Source organism: Streptomyces sp. NPDC043861 (genome assembly GCF_056435905.1).
Window position 1 is genome coordinate 250,899 of the sequence record NZ_JBWKDP010000013.1, and the last position, 15,441, is coordinate 266,339.

At 70.4% G+C, this 15,441-nt stretch carries 13 protein-coding genes and 1 pseudogene; 7 read left to right on the forward strand and 7 right to left on the reverse strand.

All coding sequences use genetic code 11. The annotated features are described in order from the left end of the window. Positions 1 to 97 precede the first annotated feature (97 nt). The 3 genes from AC068D_RS27400 (at position 98) to AC068D_RS27410 (ending at position 4,313) form a co-directional block, all read left to right on the forward strand. The gene (locus tag AC068D_RS27400; RefSeq protein WP_478825740.1) at positions 98 to 511 is read left to right on the forward strand and encodes a roadblock/LC7 domain-containing protein; all 414 of its coding nucleotides are present in this window, start codon (positions 98 to 100) and stop codon (positions 509 to 511) included. Between the two features lie 219 nt (positions 512 to 730). Then, entirely contained in the window at positions 731 to 1,837 is a 1,107-nt protein-coding gene (locus AC068D_RS27405) for a DUF6397 family protein (RefSeq protein WP_478825741.1), read from the forward strand. Positions 1,838 to 1,850: 13 nt separating this feature from the next. Further along, complete coding sequence (locus tag AC068D_RS27410) at positions 1,851 to 4,313, forward strand: SpoIIE family protein phosphatase (protein WP_478825742.1); 2,463 nt, start codon at positions 1,851 to 1,853, stop codon at positions 4,311 to 4,313. A gap of 152 nt (positions 4,314 to 4,465) precedes the next feature. On the opposite strand, the pseudogene AC068D_RS27415 reads toward AC068D_RS27410, so the two are convergent. The 3 genes and pseudogenes from AC068D_RS27415 to AC068D_RS27425 all read right to left on the reverse strand — a co-directional run. Next, positions 4,466 to 5,017, reverse strand: a pseudogene (locus AC068D_RS27415) (PI-PLC domain-containing protein); the annotation flags it as partial. Positions 5,018 to 5,167: 150 nt separating this feature from the next. Next, entirely contained in the window at positions 5,168 to 6,679 is a 1,512-nt protein-coding gene (locus AC068D_RS27420) for a PH domain-containing protein (protein WP_478825743.1), read from the reverse strand. Further along, entirely contained in the window at positions 6,676 to 7,194 is a 519-nt protein-coding gene (locus AC068D_RS27425; protein ID WP_478825744.1) for a PH domain-containing protein, read from the reverse strand. Before AC068D_RS27425 ends, AC068D_RS27420 begins: the two co-directional genes overlap by 4 nt. Positions 7,195 to 7,289: 95 nt before the next feature. Between AC068D_RS27425 and AC068D_RS27430 the strand changes: the two genes are divergently transcribed. Next, the gene (locus AC068D_RS27430; RefSeq protein WP_478825745.1) at positions 7,290 to 7,907 is read left to right on the forward strand and encodes a TetR/AcrR family transcriptional regulator; all 618 of its coding nucleotides are present in this window, start codon (positions 7,290 to 7,292) and stop codon (positions 7,905 to 7,907) included. Between the two features lie 720 nt (positions 7,908 to 8,627). Continuing rightward, on the forward strand, positions 8,628 to 10,175 hold the full coding sequence (locus tag AC068D_RS27435; protein ID WP_478825746.1) for an ATP-dependent DNA ligase: 1,548 nt from the start codon (positions 8,628 to 8,630) through the stop codon (positions 10,173 to 10,175). 406 nt (positions 10,176 to 10,581) lie between these two features. Here AC068D_RS27435 and AC068D_RS27440 read toward each other — a convergent pair whose 3' ends face one another. From AC068D_RS27440 to AC068D_RS27450, 3 genes are all read right to left on the reverse strand, one after another. After that, complete coding sequence (locus AC068D_RS27440) at positions 10,582 to 11,151, reverse strand: DUF3574 domain-containing protein (RefSeq protein ID WP_478825747.1); 570 nt, start codon at positions 11,149 to 11,151, stop codon at positions 10,582 to 10,584. Between the two features lie 80 nt (positions 11,152 to 11,231). Next, positions 11,232 to 12,062 (reverse strand): SDR family NAD(P)-dependent oxidoreductase, encoded by an 831-nt coding sequence (locus AC068D_RS27445; RefSeq protein WP_478825748.1) that lies wholly within the window; start codon positions 12,060 to 12,062, stop codon positions 11,232 to 11,234. A 76-nt stretch (positions 12,063 to 12,138) separates the two neighbouring features. Beyond that, positions 12,139 to 12,627, reverse strand: a complete 489-nt coding sequence (locus AC068D_RS27450; protein ID WP_478825749.1) for a MarR family transcriptional regulator — start codon at positions 12,625 to 12,627, stop codon at positions 12,139 to 12,141. 90 nt (positions 12,628 to 12,717) lie between these two features. Here AC068D_RS27450 and AC068D_RS27455 point away from each other — a divergent pair, with 90 nt between their 5' ends. Further along, positions 12,718 to 13,089 carry an HGxxPAAW family protein gene (locus AC068D_RS27455; RefSeq protein WP_478825750.1) on the forward strand — a complete coding sequence of 124 codons (372 nt, stop codon included), beginning with the start codon at positions 12,718 to 12,720 and terminating at the stop codon, positions 13,087 to 13,089. Here AC068D_RS27455 and AC068D_RS27460 read toward each other — a convergent pair. Continuing rightward, complete coding sequence (locus AC068D_RS27460) at positions 13,076 to 13,777, reverse strand: TetR/AcrR family transcriptional regulator (RefSeq protein ID WP_478825751.1); 702 nt, start codon at positions 13,775 to 13,777, stop codon at positions 13,076 to 13,078. The genes AC068D_RS27455 and AC068D_RS27460 overlap by 14 nt on opposite strands. 135 nt (positions 13,778 to 13,912) lie before the next feature. Between AC068D_RS27460 and AC068D_RS27465 the strand changes: the two genes are divergently transcribed. Beyond that, positions 13,913 to 15,157, forward strand: coding sequence for a saccharopine dehydrogenase family protein (locus AC068D_RS27465; RefSeq protein WP_478825752.1), 1,245 nt, complete (start codon positions 13,913 to 13,915; stop codon positions 15,155 to 15,157). Positions 15,158 to 15,441: the final 284 nt, after the last annotated feature.

Genomic DNA, 15,441 nt, shown 5'->3' on the forward strand with positions numbered 1-15,441 from the left:
TTGTGCGCCCCGGATGACTCCTTGCCCGGAACGGGCCGGTGAGGAAGGCTTACGCGAAGCAAGGGGAGCGGGAACACCTGAACGGGGAGGACCGGGAATGGCGCTGGACAAGGGACTCGACTGGCTTCTGGACGACCTGACGAAGCGGGTCGAGTACATACGGCATGCGCTCGTGCTTTCCAACGACGGTCTGGTCACCGGTGCCAGCACCGGCCTGGCACGGGAGGACGCCGAGCATCTCGCAGCCGTCTCGTCCGGACTGCACAGCCTCGCCAGGGGCTCGGGCCGGCACTTCAGGGCCGGCAGAGCACGTCAGACCATGGTCGAATTCGACGACGCGATGCTCTTCGTCACGGCTGCCGGCGACGGCAGCTGTCTGTGCGTGCTGAGCGCGGCCGAGGCCGATGTGGGCCAGGTCGCCTACGAGATGACCCTGCTGGTGAACCGTGTGGGCGAACACCTCGCGGTGGGTGCACGACAGCCGGGCCGTGCGACGCTCTCGGGATTCTGACTCGTGTCCGGTGCCCTGAGCCCCGTCCCGTTCGCCAATCCGTGTCCGGCGCGACCGAATCACCCTCCGGCTCACCACCCCACCGGCCTCCAAGACGCCTGACCTGCGTCGACATACCGGCCTACAGGGTTTTCCACAGGCCTGGGCAGGATGCCGTGCCCCCTCTACTCTCGTTACAGAGAGTGTTCATCACCTACGGGGAGTACGGGGGAAGCCGGCATGTCCAACACCAGCACGAGCAGGCCCGGGACCATGGCCGCGGCGCGGGCGGCGACGGCACTGGAGCTCAAGCGGGGCGAGTTCGACCTTGCGGTGCAGCTCGGTCACATCCGCACGACAGCGGCGAAGGCCCGGGGTGGGGCCAGGGTGTCCAAGGAGGAGATCGACCGACTGCGCGCAGTCGACGGATTTCCGGATGCCCTGCGCGAGCGCGTCCGTACCGTCGGCACCGCCGACGCGGCACGGCTCATCTCCACCACGCCCGGGCGCTTCACCGGACTGGCCAGGACGGGTCACTTCACGCCGGTCAGGTATTGCCTGAACCGCTATCGAGCAGTGGTCTGGCTCTATCTCGCCGCGGAGATCAGACGGTTCGCCGACGGACATCAGGACCTGCTCACCGGGAAGCTTCCGGCGGACCTTCGGGCCAGGCTCGAAGCCGGCGAGGACTGGCGCGCCCGCAACTGGCGAGGGCGCCGCCTCGGCGTCCTGCTGCGGCAGGCCCCGGGGCCCTGGGCGCGCGCATCGGCGTTCGCGTCGCTGCTCGATGCGGTCCAGGTGGCCGAGGTGGTGGAGGACCCGTACGAGCGGGCTCATCTGGATCGGCTCCGCCCCGAACCGCCCTCCGGGCGCACCGAGTCGCTTGCGGTCCGTGAGATCACGGACCGTCTGCTGCTTGCGGACGACCCGGACGAGATTCTGTGGCGCCGGATGAGTCTTGTCCTGGCCCTTGACGAGGCCCGCGCGGCCGGCCCGGCTCCCCGACCGGACGGCGCGTGGCGGCGGCTGCCCCGTCCCGGCCCCTCGGCCGAGACGCCGATCACCGGCACCGGCACGCATGCGGCAGCGGAGCCGGCGCAGGACGGCGTACCGGGTCTCACGGCACCCAGCGGGGGCAGTGACCACCGGCTGCGTCTGGGCGCGCCCCCCGACCGGGACGCCGCCGGCAGGGGGCCCGCCCTGTCCATGGACGGGGACCGGGGGCGACGCCGGCTCGACGAGGTGGAGTCAGCGGCACCGGCGCAGCCGTCGTACCCGCCGACTCCCTGCCGTCCGTGGTCCGTCCGCAACCAGAGTGCAAATCGGGCTAATGCCTACCACCGGTGATAGATTCGCTGAAGTGACACGACCGCATGCGTCGCGCAGCGACCGCGCGCCTGGTCTGCTTGCCGATGCCTACACGGCTACGGCCACCACGGACGAGCAGGGCTCCGTAACGGGGTGGAGTCCGGAAGCTGAACGCCTGCTCGGCTACTCCTCACGCGAAATGATGGGCCGGCCGGTCGTAGAGCTGCTCGAGCCGCCGGGTACGCATGACGCCTGGGAGAGTCTCACCCAGGGAAAGCTGCGCTGGGACGCGGCAGCGACACTGCGCCACGGCAATGGGCGTCAGCTGCTCGTACGACTCCTGGCACATCGTCGGACCACCGCAGCAGGGGACGCCGAGTGGTTCATCGTGTCGGCGGTTCTGCCCAAGGGGCGTCCGGACGCCAACGGTCTCTGGGAGCTGGCCTTCATGGAACTGCCGACTCCTCTGGCGATCTACGACACCGGCCTGCGCCTGGTCTGTGTGAACAAGGCCATGGAGCATGCTCTGGGCCTGGATCAGAACTGGATCCGCGGGCTGCGTGCGCCCGAGGTCCTGCCCGGCAATGAGAGTGAACGGACCGAGCAGGCCATGCGCACCGCCTTGAGCACCGGAAGGACGGAGAATCTGACCACGCTGCTCGATGTGCCGGGAAGGACCCGTAAGCACGCCTGGTCGGTCTCCCTGGCGCCCCTGAAGGACAGCTCCGGACTCATGCAGGGCATCTGCATGAGAGCGCACGACCTGACCGATGAGTACCAGGCACGACAGCGCCTTCAGCTCACCAATGAAGCCAGCAGGCGGATCGGCAGCACGCTTGATGTCCGGGTCACGGCGCAAGAGCTGGCGGACGTCGCCGTTCCGCAGCTTGCCGACTTCGTCAGCGTCGATCTGCTCACGTTCCTCGAACTCGGCGATGAACCCCCACCGACCGCGCCCACGGGTTCGATCACCCTGTACCGTGCCGCGCACCGGTCCGTTCTCGAAGAAATGCCCGAGGTCGTGGTTCCGGTGGGGGGCGAGGCGGTCTATCCGGAGCACTCGCCGCCGGCCGAGTCCATGGCTGCGGGCCGGTCGGCCATCTATGAGCTGAACGATTCCGCCATGGCGCGATGGGCGGCCCACGATCCGCTCCGGGCGGCACGCATCCGGACCGTGGGGACCCACTCGCTCATGCTCGTGCCCCTGCAGGCGCGTGGCGTGACTCTGGGAGTGGCGGCCTTCACACGCCACCGGCGACCCAAGCCGTTCACACAGGACGACCTGCTCCTGGCCGAGGAGATCACGGCACGGGCAGCGGTGTGCATCGACAACGCCCGTCGCTACGCCCGGGAGCGCGCCACCGCGCTCACTCTGCAGCGCAGCCTGCTTCCGCAGGCGGCCCCCGTCCAGAACGCCGTGGACATCGCTTCCCGCTATCTGCCCGCAGGCGGTAAGGCCGGAGTCGGCGGGGACTGGTTCGATGTGATCCCCCTGTCCGGCGCGAGAGTCGCCCTGGTCGTCGGTGACGTGGTCGGTCATGGGCTGCAGGCGTCCGCGACCATGGGCAGACTGCGCACCGCCGTGCGCACCCTGGCAGACATCGATCTGCCGCCCGACGAGCTGCTCACACATCTCGACGACCTGGTCACACGCGTGTCCGAGGACCGCCAGACGCAGACGGAGGCCGGCGTGGCCGAAGTCGGCGGCGACGTCGGCGCAACGTGCTTGTACGCCGTTTACGATCCGGTGTCCCGCCTGTGCAACCTGGCTCGCGCCGGCCACCCCGCGCCCGCACTGGTCACTCCCGGCGGACAGGTCGAGTTCCTCGACCTCCCTCCCGGGCCTCCCCTGGGCCTGGGAGGGTTCCCCTTCGAGGCGGTGGAGATCGAGCTGCCCGAGGGAAGTCTCCTGGGCCTGTACACCAATGGGCTCATCGATGTGCGCGACCGCGACGTCGACAGCCGGCAGGCCGCCCTGGCGCGTGCCCTTGCCGGCTCGTCCTCCTCACTGGAGGACATCTGCGACACGGTGCTCGAGACCCTCTTGTCGGGTCCTCCCGAGGACGACGTCGCCTTGCTGATAGCGCGTACGCGCGCACTGGACTCCGGCCAAGTGGCGACCTGGGACCTGCCCGTGGACCCCGCCATCGTCGCCCGAGCCCGTAAAGCGGCGTCCGACCAGCTTGCCGCGTGGGGCCTCGTCGAAGCCGTGTTCACCACCGAGCTGGTCGTCAGCGAGCTGGTGACCAATGCCATCCGCTACGGGTCGGAGCCCATCCAGCTGCGACTCATCCACGACCGCACCCTGATTTGCGAAGTCGCCGACGGAAGCAACACCGCTCCCCATCTGCGTCGTGCGAGGACCCTTGACGAGGGCGGGCGTGGCCTGATGCTGGTCGCGCAGCTGACCCAGCGCTGGGGAACACGCCAGACACGCACCGGAAAGACCATCTGGGCCGAGCAGCTCCACCCGGATGCCGAGCCCCCGCCGATCACTGATTTCGACGAGCTTTGACTGCATGCTCCGGAGTGCGGCAAGCCACCGGGCCCACCGACCCCTGGTGCGCGCGACGCGAGTGGCGCACACCAGGGGCGCGTCGAGTCCGGTGCGGACCAGCGGACCGGAGGAGCGTCGGCCGGTCGGAGCGGTGGCCCGGATCGGCCTCATCAGTCCCGTGCAGTCGTGGCGGACGACGTCCCCCGTGTCACGACGGTGCCCAGGGCCGAGGGCAGTGGGTACCAGTCCGCGGAGACCACGCTCGCATGCCGTCCGGCCAGCATGGAGACGCGGTCGCGGGCCTGTGCCTCGGTGGGGTTCGTACCGTCGATGGCCGGCGGTACGCTCGCCGCGCTCGTCATGACCACGAGGTAGTGGTTCCGGTCGTACCAGCCGGTGTCGATCGAGCCGCCCGCGTAGGTGGAGGCATCTCCGTCGAAGATGACGAACCAGGGGCGGATGGTGGTGTCCGAGTACCGCGCGCGAGGGTCGCCCGTCTGTGCCTTGATCACCGCCGGAAAGGCGCCTGCGTCCCGCAGCCGGCCGGCCGCGGCGAGTTTGCGGAGGTGCTGGGCGTACTCACGGTCGGTCCACAGCGTGTCGAACGGGTTGTCCTGCTCGACGGTGCCCGGGATCAGCTCGACCACGAACTTCCCGGCCATGTCTGAGCGGGCGGGCCAGCCCTGCGCCCGGACGGCGGTGTCCAGGTCGGTGTGAGAACCTGTGCCGGCGCGAGCACGACACCCAGTAACGCTGCTGCGACCGTGGGCACAGCCGTACGCGAAAGCTTCCTCATGGTCCCCTGCCTGCTGTGTCGGGAGTGGAGCAAATCGACGGCAGGTTAGGGAAGTCGGGTGAGCGGAGGGAAGGGTTCAGACGTCCTCGAGGAATTCCTCGATGATCCCGGGTGCAGCCGCGGTGGCCAAGGACGTCGCGGTCCGCGCTGCGAGGTCCGGTATGCGGTAGCCGTGATCACCCGCTGCCACGGCCGCGGTGACGGTGACCAGACCGGCCCGGCGGGCGAACGGGGAGGACGTGAACGTCCACGCCAGGATCGCGTCCCGCTCCAGCACCAGGGTGTCCCTGCTGAACGTCCCGGAACGCACCAGCAGATGACGGCCCCGCAGTGCATGGCCGAGGTTGCGGTAGGCGTCACGCGCAAGCATCCACACCACTGGAGCCGAGACCAGCGTGAACACCCAGGCGCAGTGCAGCAGAACAGGAGTGAGCAGCACGCCGAGAAGAGCCAGTACGGCCGCTACCGGAATCACGAACAGCAACATGCCGCGCATCATCCGACGGCGCAGCGCCACTCGAGGGTGAGCCGTGAACTCCAGGTTCTCGAACGGTGGTCGCGCGGTGCGCAGCGTGCCCGCCACGACCCGCAGCGCCTGCGCACGGGGCGCGGGCGGCAGCAGCGCGCTGCGCTTGCCGGCCTCCTCACTGTCGCCGAGTCCGCCCGCCACGGCGTGCACGCCGGCTCCGCCTGCCGCGCGCAGCAGCAACGGTTCACGGAGGATCACCCCGGGCAGACGGGCGCGTTCGATGGCCACCGAGCGTGTCGTGAACAGTCCGCGCCGCACGGCCAGCGTGCGGTCGTCGCGCCATTCGGTCCGCAGGTTCCACCAGTTCTCGGTGTACAGCGCGACCGCCCCGAGAGAACCGATGGCGACAACCACCAGCGTGGCGGCAGGAACGGTCAGCCACAGCGCGCTGCTGCCGAACTCGTCGAAGGCGCGCCGGACGAACCCCATGCGCCACAGCTCGATTCCGGCCGCGTCCAGGATCCGCTGGACCGTCCCCGCTGCCACCCCGACCCCGCCGATCACCCAGAAGGTGAGCGGGGCGTACCGAAGCCACCGTGGGTCGAACCGGGCCAGGACCGGATCCCCGACGGGATTCCCGGCAGCGGTGACTGCGAGCAGTGCCGTGCGCAGCCGCTGGGCCTCGTCCCGGGAAACCGCGTTCAGGGCGATGTCACCTCGACCCCCGTGCGAGGTGGTGGTGCCCGCGCGGACGACCATGAGGCCGAGAAGGCGGTGCAGCGGTGGGGCGGTCAGATCGACGCTGCGGATGCGCTCCAGCGGCACGGTACGCAGTCGTCGGCTGAACACTCCGGTGCGCAGGACGAGCGCGTTTCCGGTGATGCGGTAGTGCGTACGGCCCCATCTGACGCCCCCGCAGACTGTGACCACACCGAAAGCCATGGCGACGGCGGCGAGTGTGATCCACCCGCCGGCGCCGATCCGCCCGCCGGTGGCGAGCGCCGTGAGCCCGGCCGAGCAGAGGGGCGCCGCCAGCCAGCCGCACTGCACCAGCAGGGTGCGTGCATCGAGCCGGATCCAGGGACCGGTCGCGGTCCCCGCCTCTCTACGGGCCTTCACGCGGCATCTCCCGGAACCGCCTGGGCCGCCTCGCCGATACGGCGCGCCAACAGCCCGGCATCGGCCTCGGAGAGGCCGGAGATCCTGATGTCCCCTGCGGTGGAGGCGGTGGTGACCGTGAGCGTGACGAGTCCGTACCGCCTCTGGATCGGACCGCGCACGGTGTCGACGGTCTGCACCCGGGACAGGGGCGCTATCCGGTGCTTCTGCCACAGCCAGCCCTGGGCCGAATGGATCGCGTGCGTGCCGAGTTCCCACCCGTGCACCGCGCAGCGCAGGCGCGGCATGACCGTGGCGTAAGCGAGCGCGGGTGCGACGAGGGTGACTGTCAGCAGTGGCCCGAGCCACGGCAGTGCTCCGGCGAAGAAGAGCACACAGAGCGTCGCGAGCGTCAGTGCGAGGAGCAGCAGAGGACCGCTCACCGAAATCAGTGCCTGCACCGTCCACCAGCGCCGGGCGCGCGGATCGACCCCGAAGCGGGGTGGTCGCAGGAGCGGTGCCGTGGGCATGGGCATGGGCTGATCCCCGTTTCCAAGTCAACTGTATTGGATGGCGATAGGTTACAACGGTACGAGTGACTTGCAAAACCGACCCGGGGAGTGGAATCGGCATGCCGAAGAAGGTGGATCACGAGGAGAGACGCCAGGAGATCTCGGACGCGCTCTGGCGCATCGCGAGCACACGGGGCCTCGACGGAGTCAGCCTGCGCGACGTCGCTGCCGAGGCCGGTATCTCCCTGGGAAGGCTGCAGCACTACTTCCGGTCCAAGGACGAGATGCTCGTCTTTGCGCTCCGGCAGATCAGTCGTCTCGCCGACCGCCGTATCAGGGAACGCATCACGCTGGCCGCCGCGGGCCTGACGGAGGAGCCCCCACCCCGCTTCGTGCTGCGCGAGTCCCTGGCGGGAATGCTTCCCCTGGACGAAAAGAGCCGCGTCGGCCAACTCGTCGCCACGGCCTACTTCGCGCGAGCCGTTCACGACGAACGGCTCAGCTCCGAGGCGCAGGACGGCATCCCGGGGCTACGTGACTTCTTCGCGGGACTGCTGCGCAGGGCCGCCGAACGCGGCGAATTGCCCCCTGGCCTGAACGCCGACGACGAGGCGATGATCCTCATCAGCCTGGTCGACGGGCTGACGGCGTACACGCTGCTGAACGTCCAGTCGCCCGAGGAGGCCCTGCGGCTGCTGGATCGCCACCTGGACCGACTGTTCGGCACCGGCCTCTGAGGTTGGGCACCGGCGTCCGAAGGCGTGCCCGTGCCCCGGCGCGGCCGGCCCCCGCCCTCGGCCGCCGGTGCGGTGAGGGGAGGGGTGCACCACTCGTGTGGGCGGCGCTCACCCCGTCCACTGCCGGGAAGTTACTCCATGCCTGTGTTGTGGGAGTCACCCGAGTGCTCGCCCCTGGAGCCACGCCTGGGAGGCACCCCCGTTTGCACGAAGGCGGTCGCCCCGGCTCCCGGTCGGCTGGGGGCACGCCCGGCGGAGCCGGAGGAGTGCCCGCACTGCCCACGGCGGCCCGGGGCTCCATGCGCCCGGCTGCGCGGGCTTCCCGGCAGCATGGGCGGGGCGTCCTCATCGACCGCCGGACCCAGGTGCGCGAACGACTGGGCCGGCCCCGGGGCCGATGGTGCCGGAGTGGCGTGCGGCACATCGGCGGGGCCGCCGGCGGTTCGGGTGACCGGGACCGAAGAGCCCAGGATTCCGCTGCGGGTTCGGACTCCGGCGCAAGGGACTGTGTCCGCGGCTCCTGCGACGGAGGCGACGCTGTCTGCGGCGGCTGTTCATGCGGCGGCGCCCCGCCCGGGGCAACGACTCCCCCGAAGGCGGCTCGGTGGTGGTCCCGTCCGTGGTCGTGCCTTCGGGCAGCGTGCCTCCCGGCCCCTCGCTCCGGCCCTTCGCTCCGGCCCTTCGCGTGCGCGGCGCGAGCGGGCCGGGGACGATGGCGGCATGCTGCTGGCCCGCATCGCAGACGTGTCCCGGCAGGTTGCCGCCGAGCCGTCCCGTACCCGCAAGATCGCAGCGCTCGCGTCGCTGTTCGCGGACGCCCGGCCCCAGGAGGCCGCTGTCGTCATCTCCTATCTCTCCGGACGGCTCCCGCAAGGGCGGCTGGGCGTCGGCTGGAGCGTCCTCAAGGAGCGGGTGCGGCCGGCCGCGGAGCCTGCCCTGACCGTGGCCGAAACGGACGAGGCGCTCACCGCGCTCGCCCAGGTCGGGGGAGCCGGCGCCCAGGCCGAACGCAAGCGCCTGGTCGGGGAGCTGATGGGCGCTGCGACCGAGCCGGAGCAGGAGTTTCTGCTCCGGCTGCTGACGGGGGAGGTGCGTCAAGGAGCCCTGGACGCGGTCGCGCTCGAAGGTGTGGCCCGAGCGGCGGGCGCGCCCGCAGGCGAGGTGCGGCGTGCGGTCATGCTCGACGGCTCCCTGCCGCGCGTGGCGCAGGCCCTGCTCGCCGAGGGGCCGGGCGTCCTCACGGCCTTTCGGCTCCAGGTCGGCCGCCCGGTGCAGCCGATGCTTGCGCACACCGCCACGTCGGTCGCCGATGCCGTTCTGGCGCTCGGCGCCTGCTGCGTCGAGGAGAAACTCGACGGCGTCCGCATCCAGGTCCACCGCAGCGGCGACGAGGTCCGCATCCACACCCGTTCCCTCGACGACATCACCGGGCGGCTGCCCGACGTCGTCGAGGTCGTGAGGGATCTGCCGGGAGACGGGTTCATCCTCGACGGCGAGGTGATTGCGCTGGACCCGTCCGGCAGGCCCCTGCCGTTCCAGGACACCGCATCACGGGTGGGTTCCCGTACCGATGTGGCCGCGGCCACCGCCGCCCTGCCGCTCTCGCCGGTGTTCTTCGACATCCTTGCCGCGGACGCCGAGGACCTGCTCGATCTCCCGGGCCGTGACCGGCACGCCGTCCTCTCCGGCCTTGTCCCGGAGCCCATGCGGGTACGCCGGGTCGTCGTCGAGGATCCCGGATCCGAAGCGCAGCTGCGTGCCGCCGAGGCGTTTCTGTCGACCACCCTGGAGCGCGGCCATGAAGGCGTCATGGTCAAGGCGCTGGACGCGTCCTATGTCGCCGGGCGCCGCGGCCGCTCATGGCTGAAGGTGAAGCCCGTCCACACCCTCGACCTCGTGGTGCTGGCCGTCGAATGGGGTCATGGGCGCCGAACCGGTCTGCTGTCCAACCTCCATCTCGGCGCCCGTGCGGCCGACGGCACGTTCGTGATGCTGGGCAAGACGTTCAAGGGGCTCACGGACGCGATGCTGCGCTGGCAGACCGATCGACTGGGCGAGCTGGCCGTCTCCGACGACGGTTTCGTCGTTCGTGTGCGGCCGGTGCTGGTCGTCGAGATCGCGTACGACGGCCTCCAGCGCTCCACCCGCTACCCGGCGGGTGTCGCCCTGCGCTTCGCGCGGGTGGTGCGATACCGCCCGGACAAGACCGCGGGGCAGGCGGACACGATCGAGCAGGTCCTGGCTTCTGCGCGGGGCGCGGCATCCTGAGGGGTGCAGCACGATCCCGGGCCGTCGGGCGGGATGCAGCGGCACGGGCGGCGGAAGGCCCCGGCCGGTCGGGGGAGTCCGGCCGGGGCAGCTCTGGGTGAGTGCATGCGCACGACAGTGCCCATGTCGCACACATGTCTAGATGAACGATAAACCATCTGGGACGGTTTCGGTGAGCCGCCCGTGGGTGTCCCTTCGAGCGGGCCGACGTCGCGTCCGTCCAATGGGACGGACTTCACCGGTATGCGAGATGGTGGTCCGGGGGAGTCGAGCTGAACGGGACGAGTGCGGCGCTGCGGCGCCGCGGCCGACGGCCGGGCGTCGGCGCGGCTCCATCGTCGTGAGCCGCTCGAGATCGTGAGGCGTCCGTCCTTCGCGCAGCCTCCGGCAGGACTTTGACCTGACGTCAGAAGTCGGCCCGAACGGTCCCGTCGAGCCGGGCGACGGACTCCTGACCGTAGAGCTTCCGGTATGCGGTGCGGATCTGCTCGATGCTCCGGTCGCGACCACCGCCGGCCGCGGGGTACAGCAGGATCAGCTCGAAGGACCGCTCCCGCTCGATCGTGCCGGCGGCATCGCGCCACTGCCCCTGCCCCTCCTGCACGGTGAGTCCTTCGGGGAAGGCGGGTGTGACATACCGGTCGATGAATGCCCCGAACTGCCGGTCGGTGACCGCAGGCCCGCCGCCGGGCCGCTCCGTGCCGAAGAGCAGTCGCGTCTCCACGTACCGCTCGCTCGGCTGCGCGATGACGGCCGGCTCGCTTTCCAGGGCCGCGTGGGCGCTGGGCGCGCCTCCGGCGAGGACGACGGCGACGGCGGCGACGGCGAGATGAGTGCGGGAGGGCATGGCCGGCACGGGGGACTCCTCGGGGATGTGTTGCGGGAAGAGCGCCCACTCTCGCAGTGCGCCACCCTGCGCTTCCGTGATCGCCGGAGGCGACCGGAGGTTTCCTTCGATCAGGTGATCGTTCTCCACTCCCGGTGGGGTCGACGTCGCGAGGGCATCGGTGGCCGGGCCGGGCCGGACGGCCCGGCTCTGCGGTCTCCGCGGAGCGTTCAACTCCCGTCGGTGGCACGGGACTCGATGCGATAGCCGAACGGCAGGGTGCCGGGATCCAGGGCCGTCACTCCGCCGTCGACGGTGAGCGCCGCGCCATTGACGAACGACGCAGCGGGCGAGAGCAGCCAGGCGATCGCCTCGGCGACCTCGCGCGGCTGCCCTGGCCGCCGTGCGGGGATGAGCCGTGTTGCCTCTTCGTACGCCGCATCCTTGGCGTCCGTGGCACCGTTCCCGAGCCCCGCCTCCTCGGCGAAACGTGCCATGCGCCGGTCGGCCATCTCGGTCCTGATCCAGCTCGGGCACACCGTATTGGCCCGCACACCCTGCCCGCCGTAGTCCACCGCCACCGAACGGCACAGCTGGAGCAGCGCTGCCTTCGACGTCGCGTAGGCAGCGTTGGCCTGCCCGTTGCGCAGCGCGGAGACGGACGCGACCGCCACGACGGAACCACCCGTGCGCAGCAGCTGCGGCAGCGCGGCACGCAGCAGGAGGAACGGGCCCCTGACGTTGGTGAGCATCACGGTGTCCCAGTCCTCGTCCGACAGCTCCCCGACGGCACCCGCTCGTGCGACACCGGCATTGAGCACCAGTCCGTCGAGCCGCCCGTAGGCGGTCACGGCCGTGTCGACGAGGCCCTGGACCGCCCCGGGGTCGGTGGTGTCGGCGGGGTGGGCGAGTGCCCCGGTCTCCCGGGCGACCGCATGGAGCGGCTCGGGGCGTCGCCCTGAGACCACCACGTGGTGGCCCTCCGCGCGCAGTAGCCGTGCGGTGGCGGCCCCGATGCCCGTTCCTCCGCCGGTGATGATGAAAACTCCCTGGTCCGCCACGGTGGTTGTGCCTCCGAAGTGATCGGGTACATGAAGTGCGAGCCTATGCACCAGGACCCGGGAGCGGGGGAGGAGTTCAGTCCGCCCCGCCTCTGCGGACCTCCTCCAGTGACGTACGCATGATGCCGGTCGCACGGGTGAACCAGTCCGAGAGCACGGCGATCTCGTCGGGGGAGTAGTCCGCGAACAGCGCTGCGATTCGCAGATAGTTGGCCTCGTAGACCTCGAACAGGCGGCCCGCGGCGCTCACATCGGCGACGACACGTACCCGCCTGCGATCGCTCGGGTCGCTGCGACGGTGGGCGTAGCCCGCGCGTTCGAGCCGGGTGATGACCCCTGTGATCGCGCCTGTGGTGAGGTTCGCCCGCTGGGCCAGGTCGCCCGCGGTGAGGGTTTCCTGCCCCGCCTCCGCCTCCAGGATGAAGCCGAGGCAGGTCAGATCGGTGACGTTCAGTCCCAATCGCTGGGCGACGTCGTGCTGGGCGACGATGCCCAGCGCGATGAGGTGATCCATCTGGGCATGCGCCTGCTCCGCGGTGGCGCGGGGGCGCGCCTTGCCATCCACCGAGAGTTTCCCTTACTGTCTAAGTTACTTAGTTCGTGAGATAAGAATTCTCTGGCTCGAGCCTATCTCCGGCTCGTGGAAAGGAGAGTCATGAGCGCACACGGGGACGTCGACCTCGGCCACACCGTGGCGGGATGGACCGGCACCGCGATCTCGCTCGTAGGCCTGGGTGTCATGGGTATGTCCGTCATCGCGGTCTCGCTCCCGCTCGCCCTGCTCGGCGCGGCCGTCGTCGCCCTGGCGGGGCTCACCACATGGGCACTGCACCTGGCCGGCTGGGGCAAGCCGAGCGGGCCGCGCCCGCGGGCCGAATGGCCGTGGCGGGTGCGCGACCACTCCGCGAGGCGGGGGCATGCCGACTGCCTCGGCTGCCGAATGGCGGGCAGGCGCCCCGTCGAGGTCGCCGCTCCCGCACCGGTGGGCCGCGCCGAGCCCGTCGCCGCGCCCGTCACAACGTCATGAGCTGCGCCGCGGCGCTGCGGATGAGCATGTCGAGTGCCGCCGGATAAGCACTGACATTCATCTCCGCGACCAAGTGGGGTGCGGCGGGCGCGATATGGGGATGCGTGGTTGCGGGCAACCGGGCATAGGTGGCCTGCCATACGGCCTCGTCCGCCCGTCGGGCCGCCTCGGGCAACGCCAGAGCGGCCGCATCGAGTGCGGCGAAGGCCAGTGTCTGGTCGATGAAGCAGTGATAGACGCGCACCGCTTCGGGCGTGGGAAACCCCGCCCGGTGCAGCATTCCCAGGATGGTCTCGTCCGACGCTATCTCATGGGCCCGTCCGGAGACGCGGCTCGCCGTCAGCACCGCGGCCTGCGGATGAGCGAGATACGCGGCGTGAATGCGCAGGCCCAGTTCTCGCAGGTCGGCCTGCCAGTCCTGCGACGCGGACCAGCCCCGCAGCGCCCGGCCGATCAGTTCGTCCCCGACGGCAAGCGTCAGTTCGTCCATACCCCGGAAGTACCGGTAGAGCGTACTCGGGTCGGCGCCCAGCGCCGTCCCGAGGCGACGCGCGGTGAGGCCGGCACCGCCGTGCTCGCGCAGCATGCGCAGCGCCGTCTCCACGATCAGCTGCTCCGAGAGCACCACGCCGCCCTTGGTCGGACGGCGGCGGCGCCGCTGGTGCTCGCGCACCACCTTCTTCGGCATCGATCCACCCCTCCTTGCCCTCACCCTCGGTCACCCTTATGCCAACGCCATTGACCGTATCAGCGCCCCCTGCGTTTCATCGAGGCCCGGGGCGATGCCTCGGGCAGACTTCGGGCAGAGGGAAAGGACCTGGCTATGCGCGTATTGCTGATCGGCGCCGGTGGGGTGGGCACGGCCATCACCCGTATCGCCGCCCGCCGCGGATTCTTCGAACGGATGATCGTTGCCGACTACAACGAGTCACGTGCCCAAGCAGCCGTGACCGCCGTCACCACCGCTGAGGAGGAAGCACGCCCCCAGGGCGAGGACCGGTTCGCCGCTGCCCGTATCGACGCATCGGACGAATCGGCGGTCAGGGAACTCCTCCTGCGCGAACGCTGCGACGTGCTGGTCAATGCGACCGACCCGCGCTTCGTCATGCCGCTCTTCCGTGCCGCGCTCGCCGCCGGCGCCCACTACCTCGACATGGCCATGTCCCTGTCCCGGCCGCATGCCGAGCGGCCCTACGAGGAATGCGGGGTCAAGCTGGGAGACGAGCAGTTCGCCCTGGCGGACCAGTGGGAGAAGTCCGGTCGGCTCGCCCTCGTCGGCATGGGCGTGGAACCGGGCCTCTCCGACGTCTTCGCGCGGTACGCCGCCGACCGGCTCTTCGACTCCATCGAGGAGATCGGGGTCCGCGACGGCGCCAACCTCACCGTCGAGGGCTACGACTTCGCGCCCTCGTTCAACATCTGGACCACGATCGAGGAATGCCTCAATCCACCGGTGATCTTCGAGAAGGACCGCGGCTGGTTCACCACACCGCCCTTCACCGAGCCGGAGGTGTTCGACTTCCCCGAAGGCATCGGCCCGGTCGAGTGCGTCAACGTCGAGCACGAGGAAGTCCTGCTGATCCCGCGCTGGGTCGACGCGGATCGCGTCACCTTCAAGTACGGACTGGGCGGGGACTTCATCAACACGCTGCGCGTCCTGCACCAGGTGGGCCTGGACCGCACCGATCCCGTCACCGTTCCCGGTCCCGAAGGACCGGTGCAGGTCTCGCCCCGCGATGTCGTCGCGGCCTGTCTGCCCGACCCCGCCATGCTGGGCGACCGGATGCACGGCAAGACCTGCGCGGGTACCTGGATCAAGGGGAGCAAGGACGGCAAGCCCCGCGAGGTGTACCTGTACCACGTCGTCGACAACGAGTGGTCGATGAAGGAGTACGACTCCCAGGCCGTGGTCTGGCAGACCGCAGTGAACCCTGTCGTCGCCCTGGAACTCGTCGCGCGCGGGGACTGGACGGGCGCGGGGGTGCTGGGCCCGGAAGCCTTCGAACCCCAGCCGTTCCTCGACCTCCTCACGGAGTACGGCTCTCCGTGGGGGATGCGCGAGGGCTGACCGGTCGCGTCAGCCGTCCGGGCATGCAGCGGGCGTGTGCCGACCACGACGACCTCGGTCGTCCGTCGGTCGGTGCGCGCCCGCCGTGGTCGGCGCCGGCCGGCGGCGTCCTGCATCTCCTTCGTGCCACCGGTCGGAGTGCGCCGGAGACGGAGGCCGCCGCGGCGGGGGCACCGCACCGCACTCGCACGTGCCGCCGCACCCGCACGTGCCGCCGCACCCGCACGTGCCGCCGCGTCCGCGCCGTCGTGGCGCGGGCGCGCCGGAAGCCTCGTAGATTGATC

Excerpts from the sequence above, each read along its gene's own strand:
- AC068D_RS27400 (WP_478825740.1), top strand. The coding sequence starts at position 98 with ATGGCGCTGGACAAGGGACTCGACTGGCTTCTGGACGACCTGACGAAG.
- AC068D_RS27465 (WP_478825752.1), top strand. The coding sequence starts at position 13,913 with ATGCGCGTATTGCTGATCGGCGCCGGTGGGGTGGGCACGGCCATCACC.
- AC068D_RS27405 (WP_478825741.1), top strand. The coding sequence starts at position 731 with ATGTCCAACACCAGCACGAGCAGGCCCGGGACCATGGCCGCGGCGCGG.
- AC068D_RS27435 (WP_478825746.1), top strand. The coding sequence starts at position 8,628 with ATGCTGCTGGCCCGCATCGCAGACGTGTCCCGGCAGGTTGCCGCCGAG.
- AC068D_RS27460 (WP_478825751.1), bottom strand. The coding sequence starts at position 13,777 with ATGCCGAAGAAGGTGGTGCGCGAGCACCAGCGGCGCCGCCGCCGTCCG.
- AC068D_RS27455 (WP_478825750.1), top strand. The coding sequence starts at position 12,718 with ATGAGCGCACACGGGGACGTCGACCTCGGCCACACCGTGGCGGGATGG.
- AC068D_RS27430 (WP_478825745.1), top strand. The coding sequence starts at position 7,290 with ATGCCGAAGAAGGTGGATCACGAGGAGAGACGCCAGGAGATCTCGGAC.
- AC068D_RS27425 (WP_478825744.1), bottom strand. The coding sequence starts at position 7,194 with ATGCCCATGCCCACGGCACCGCTCCTGCGACCACCCCGCTTCGGGGTC.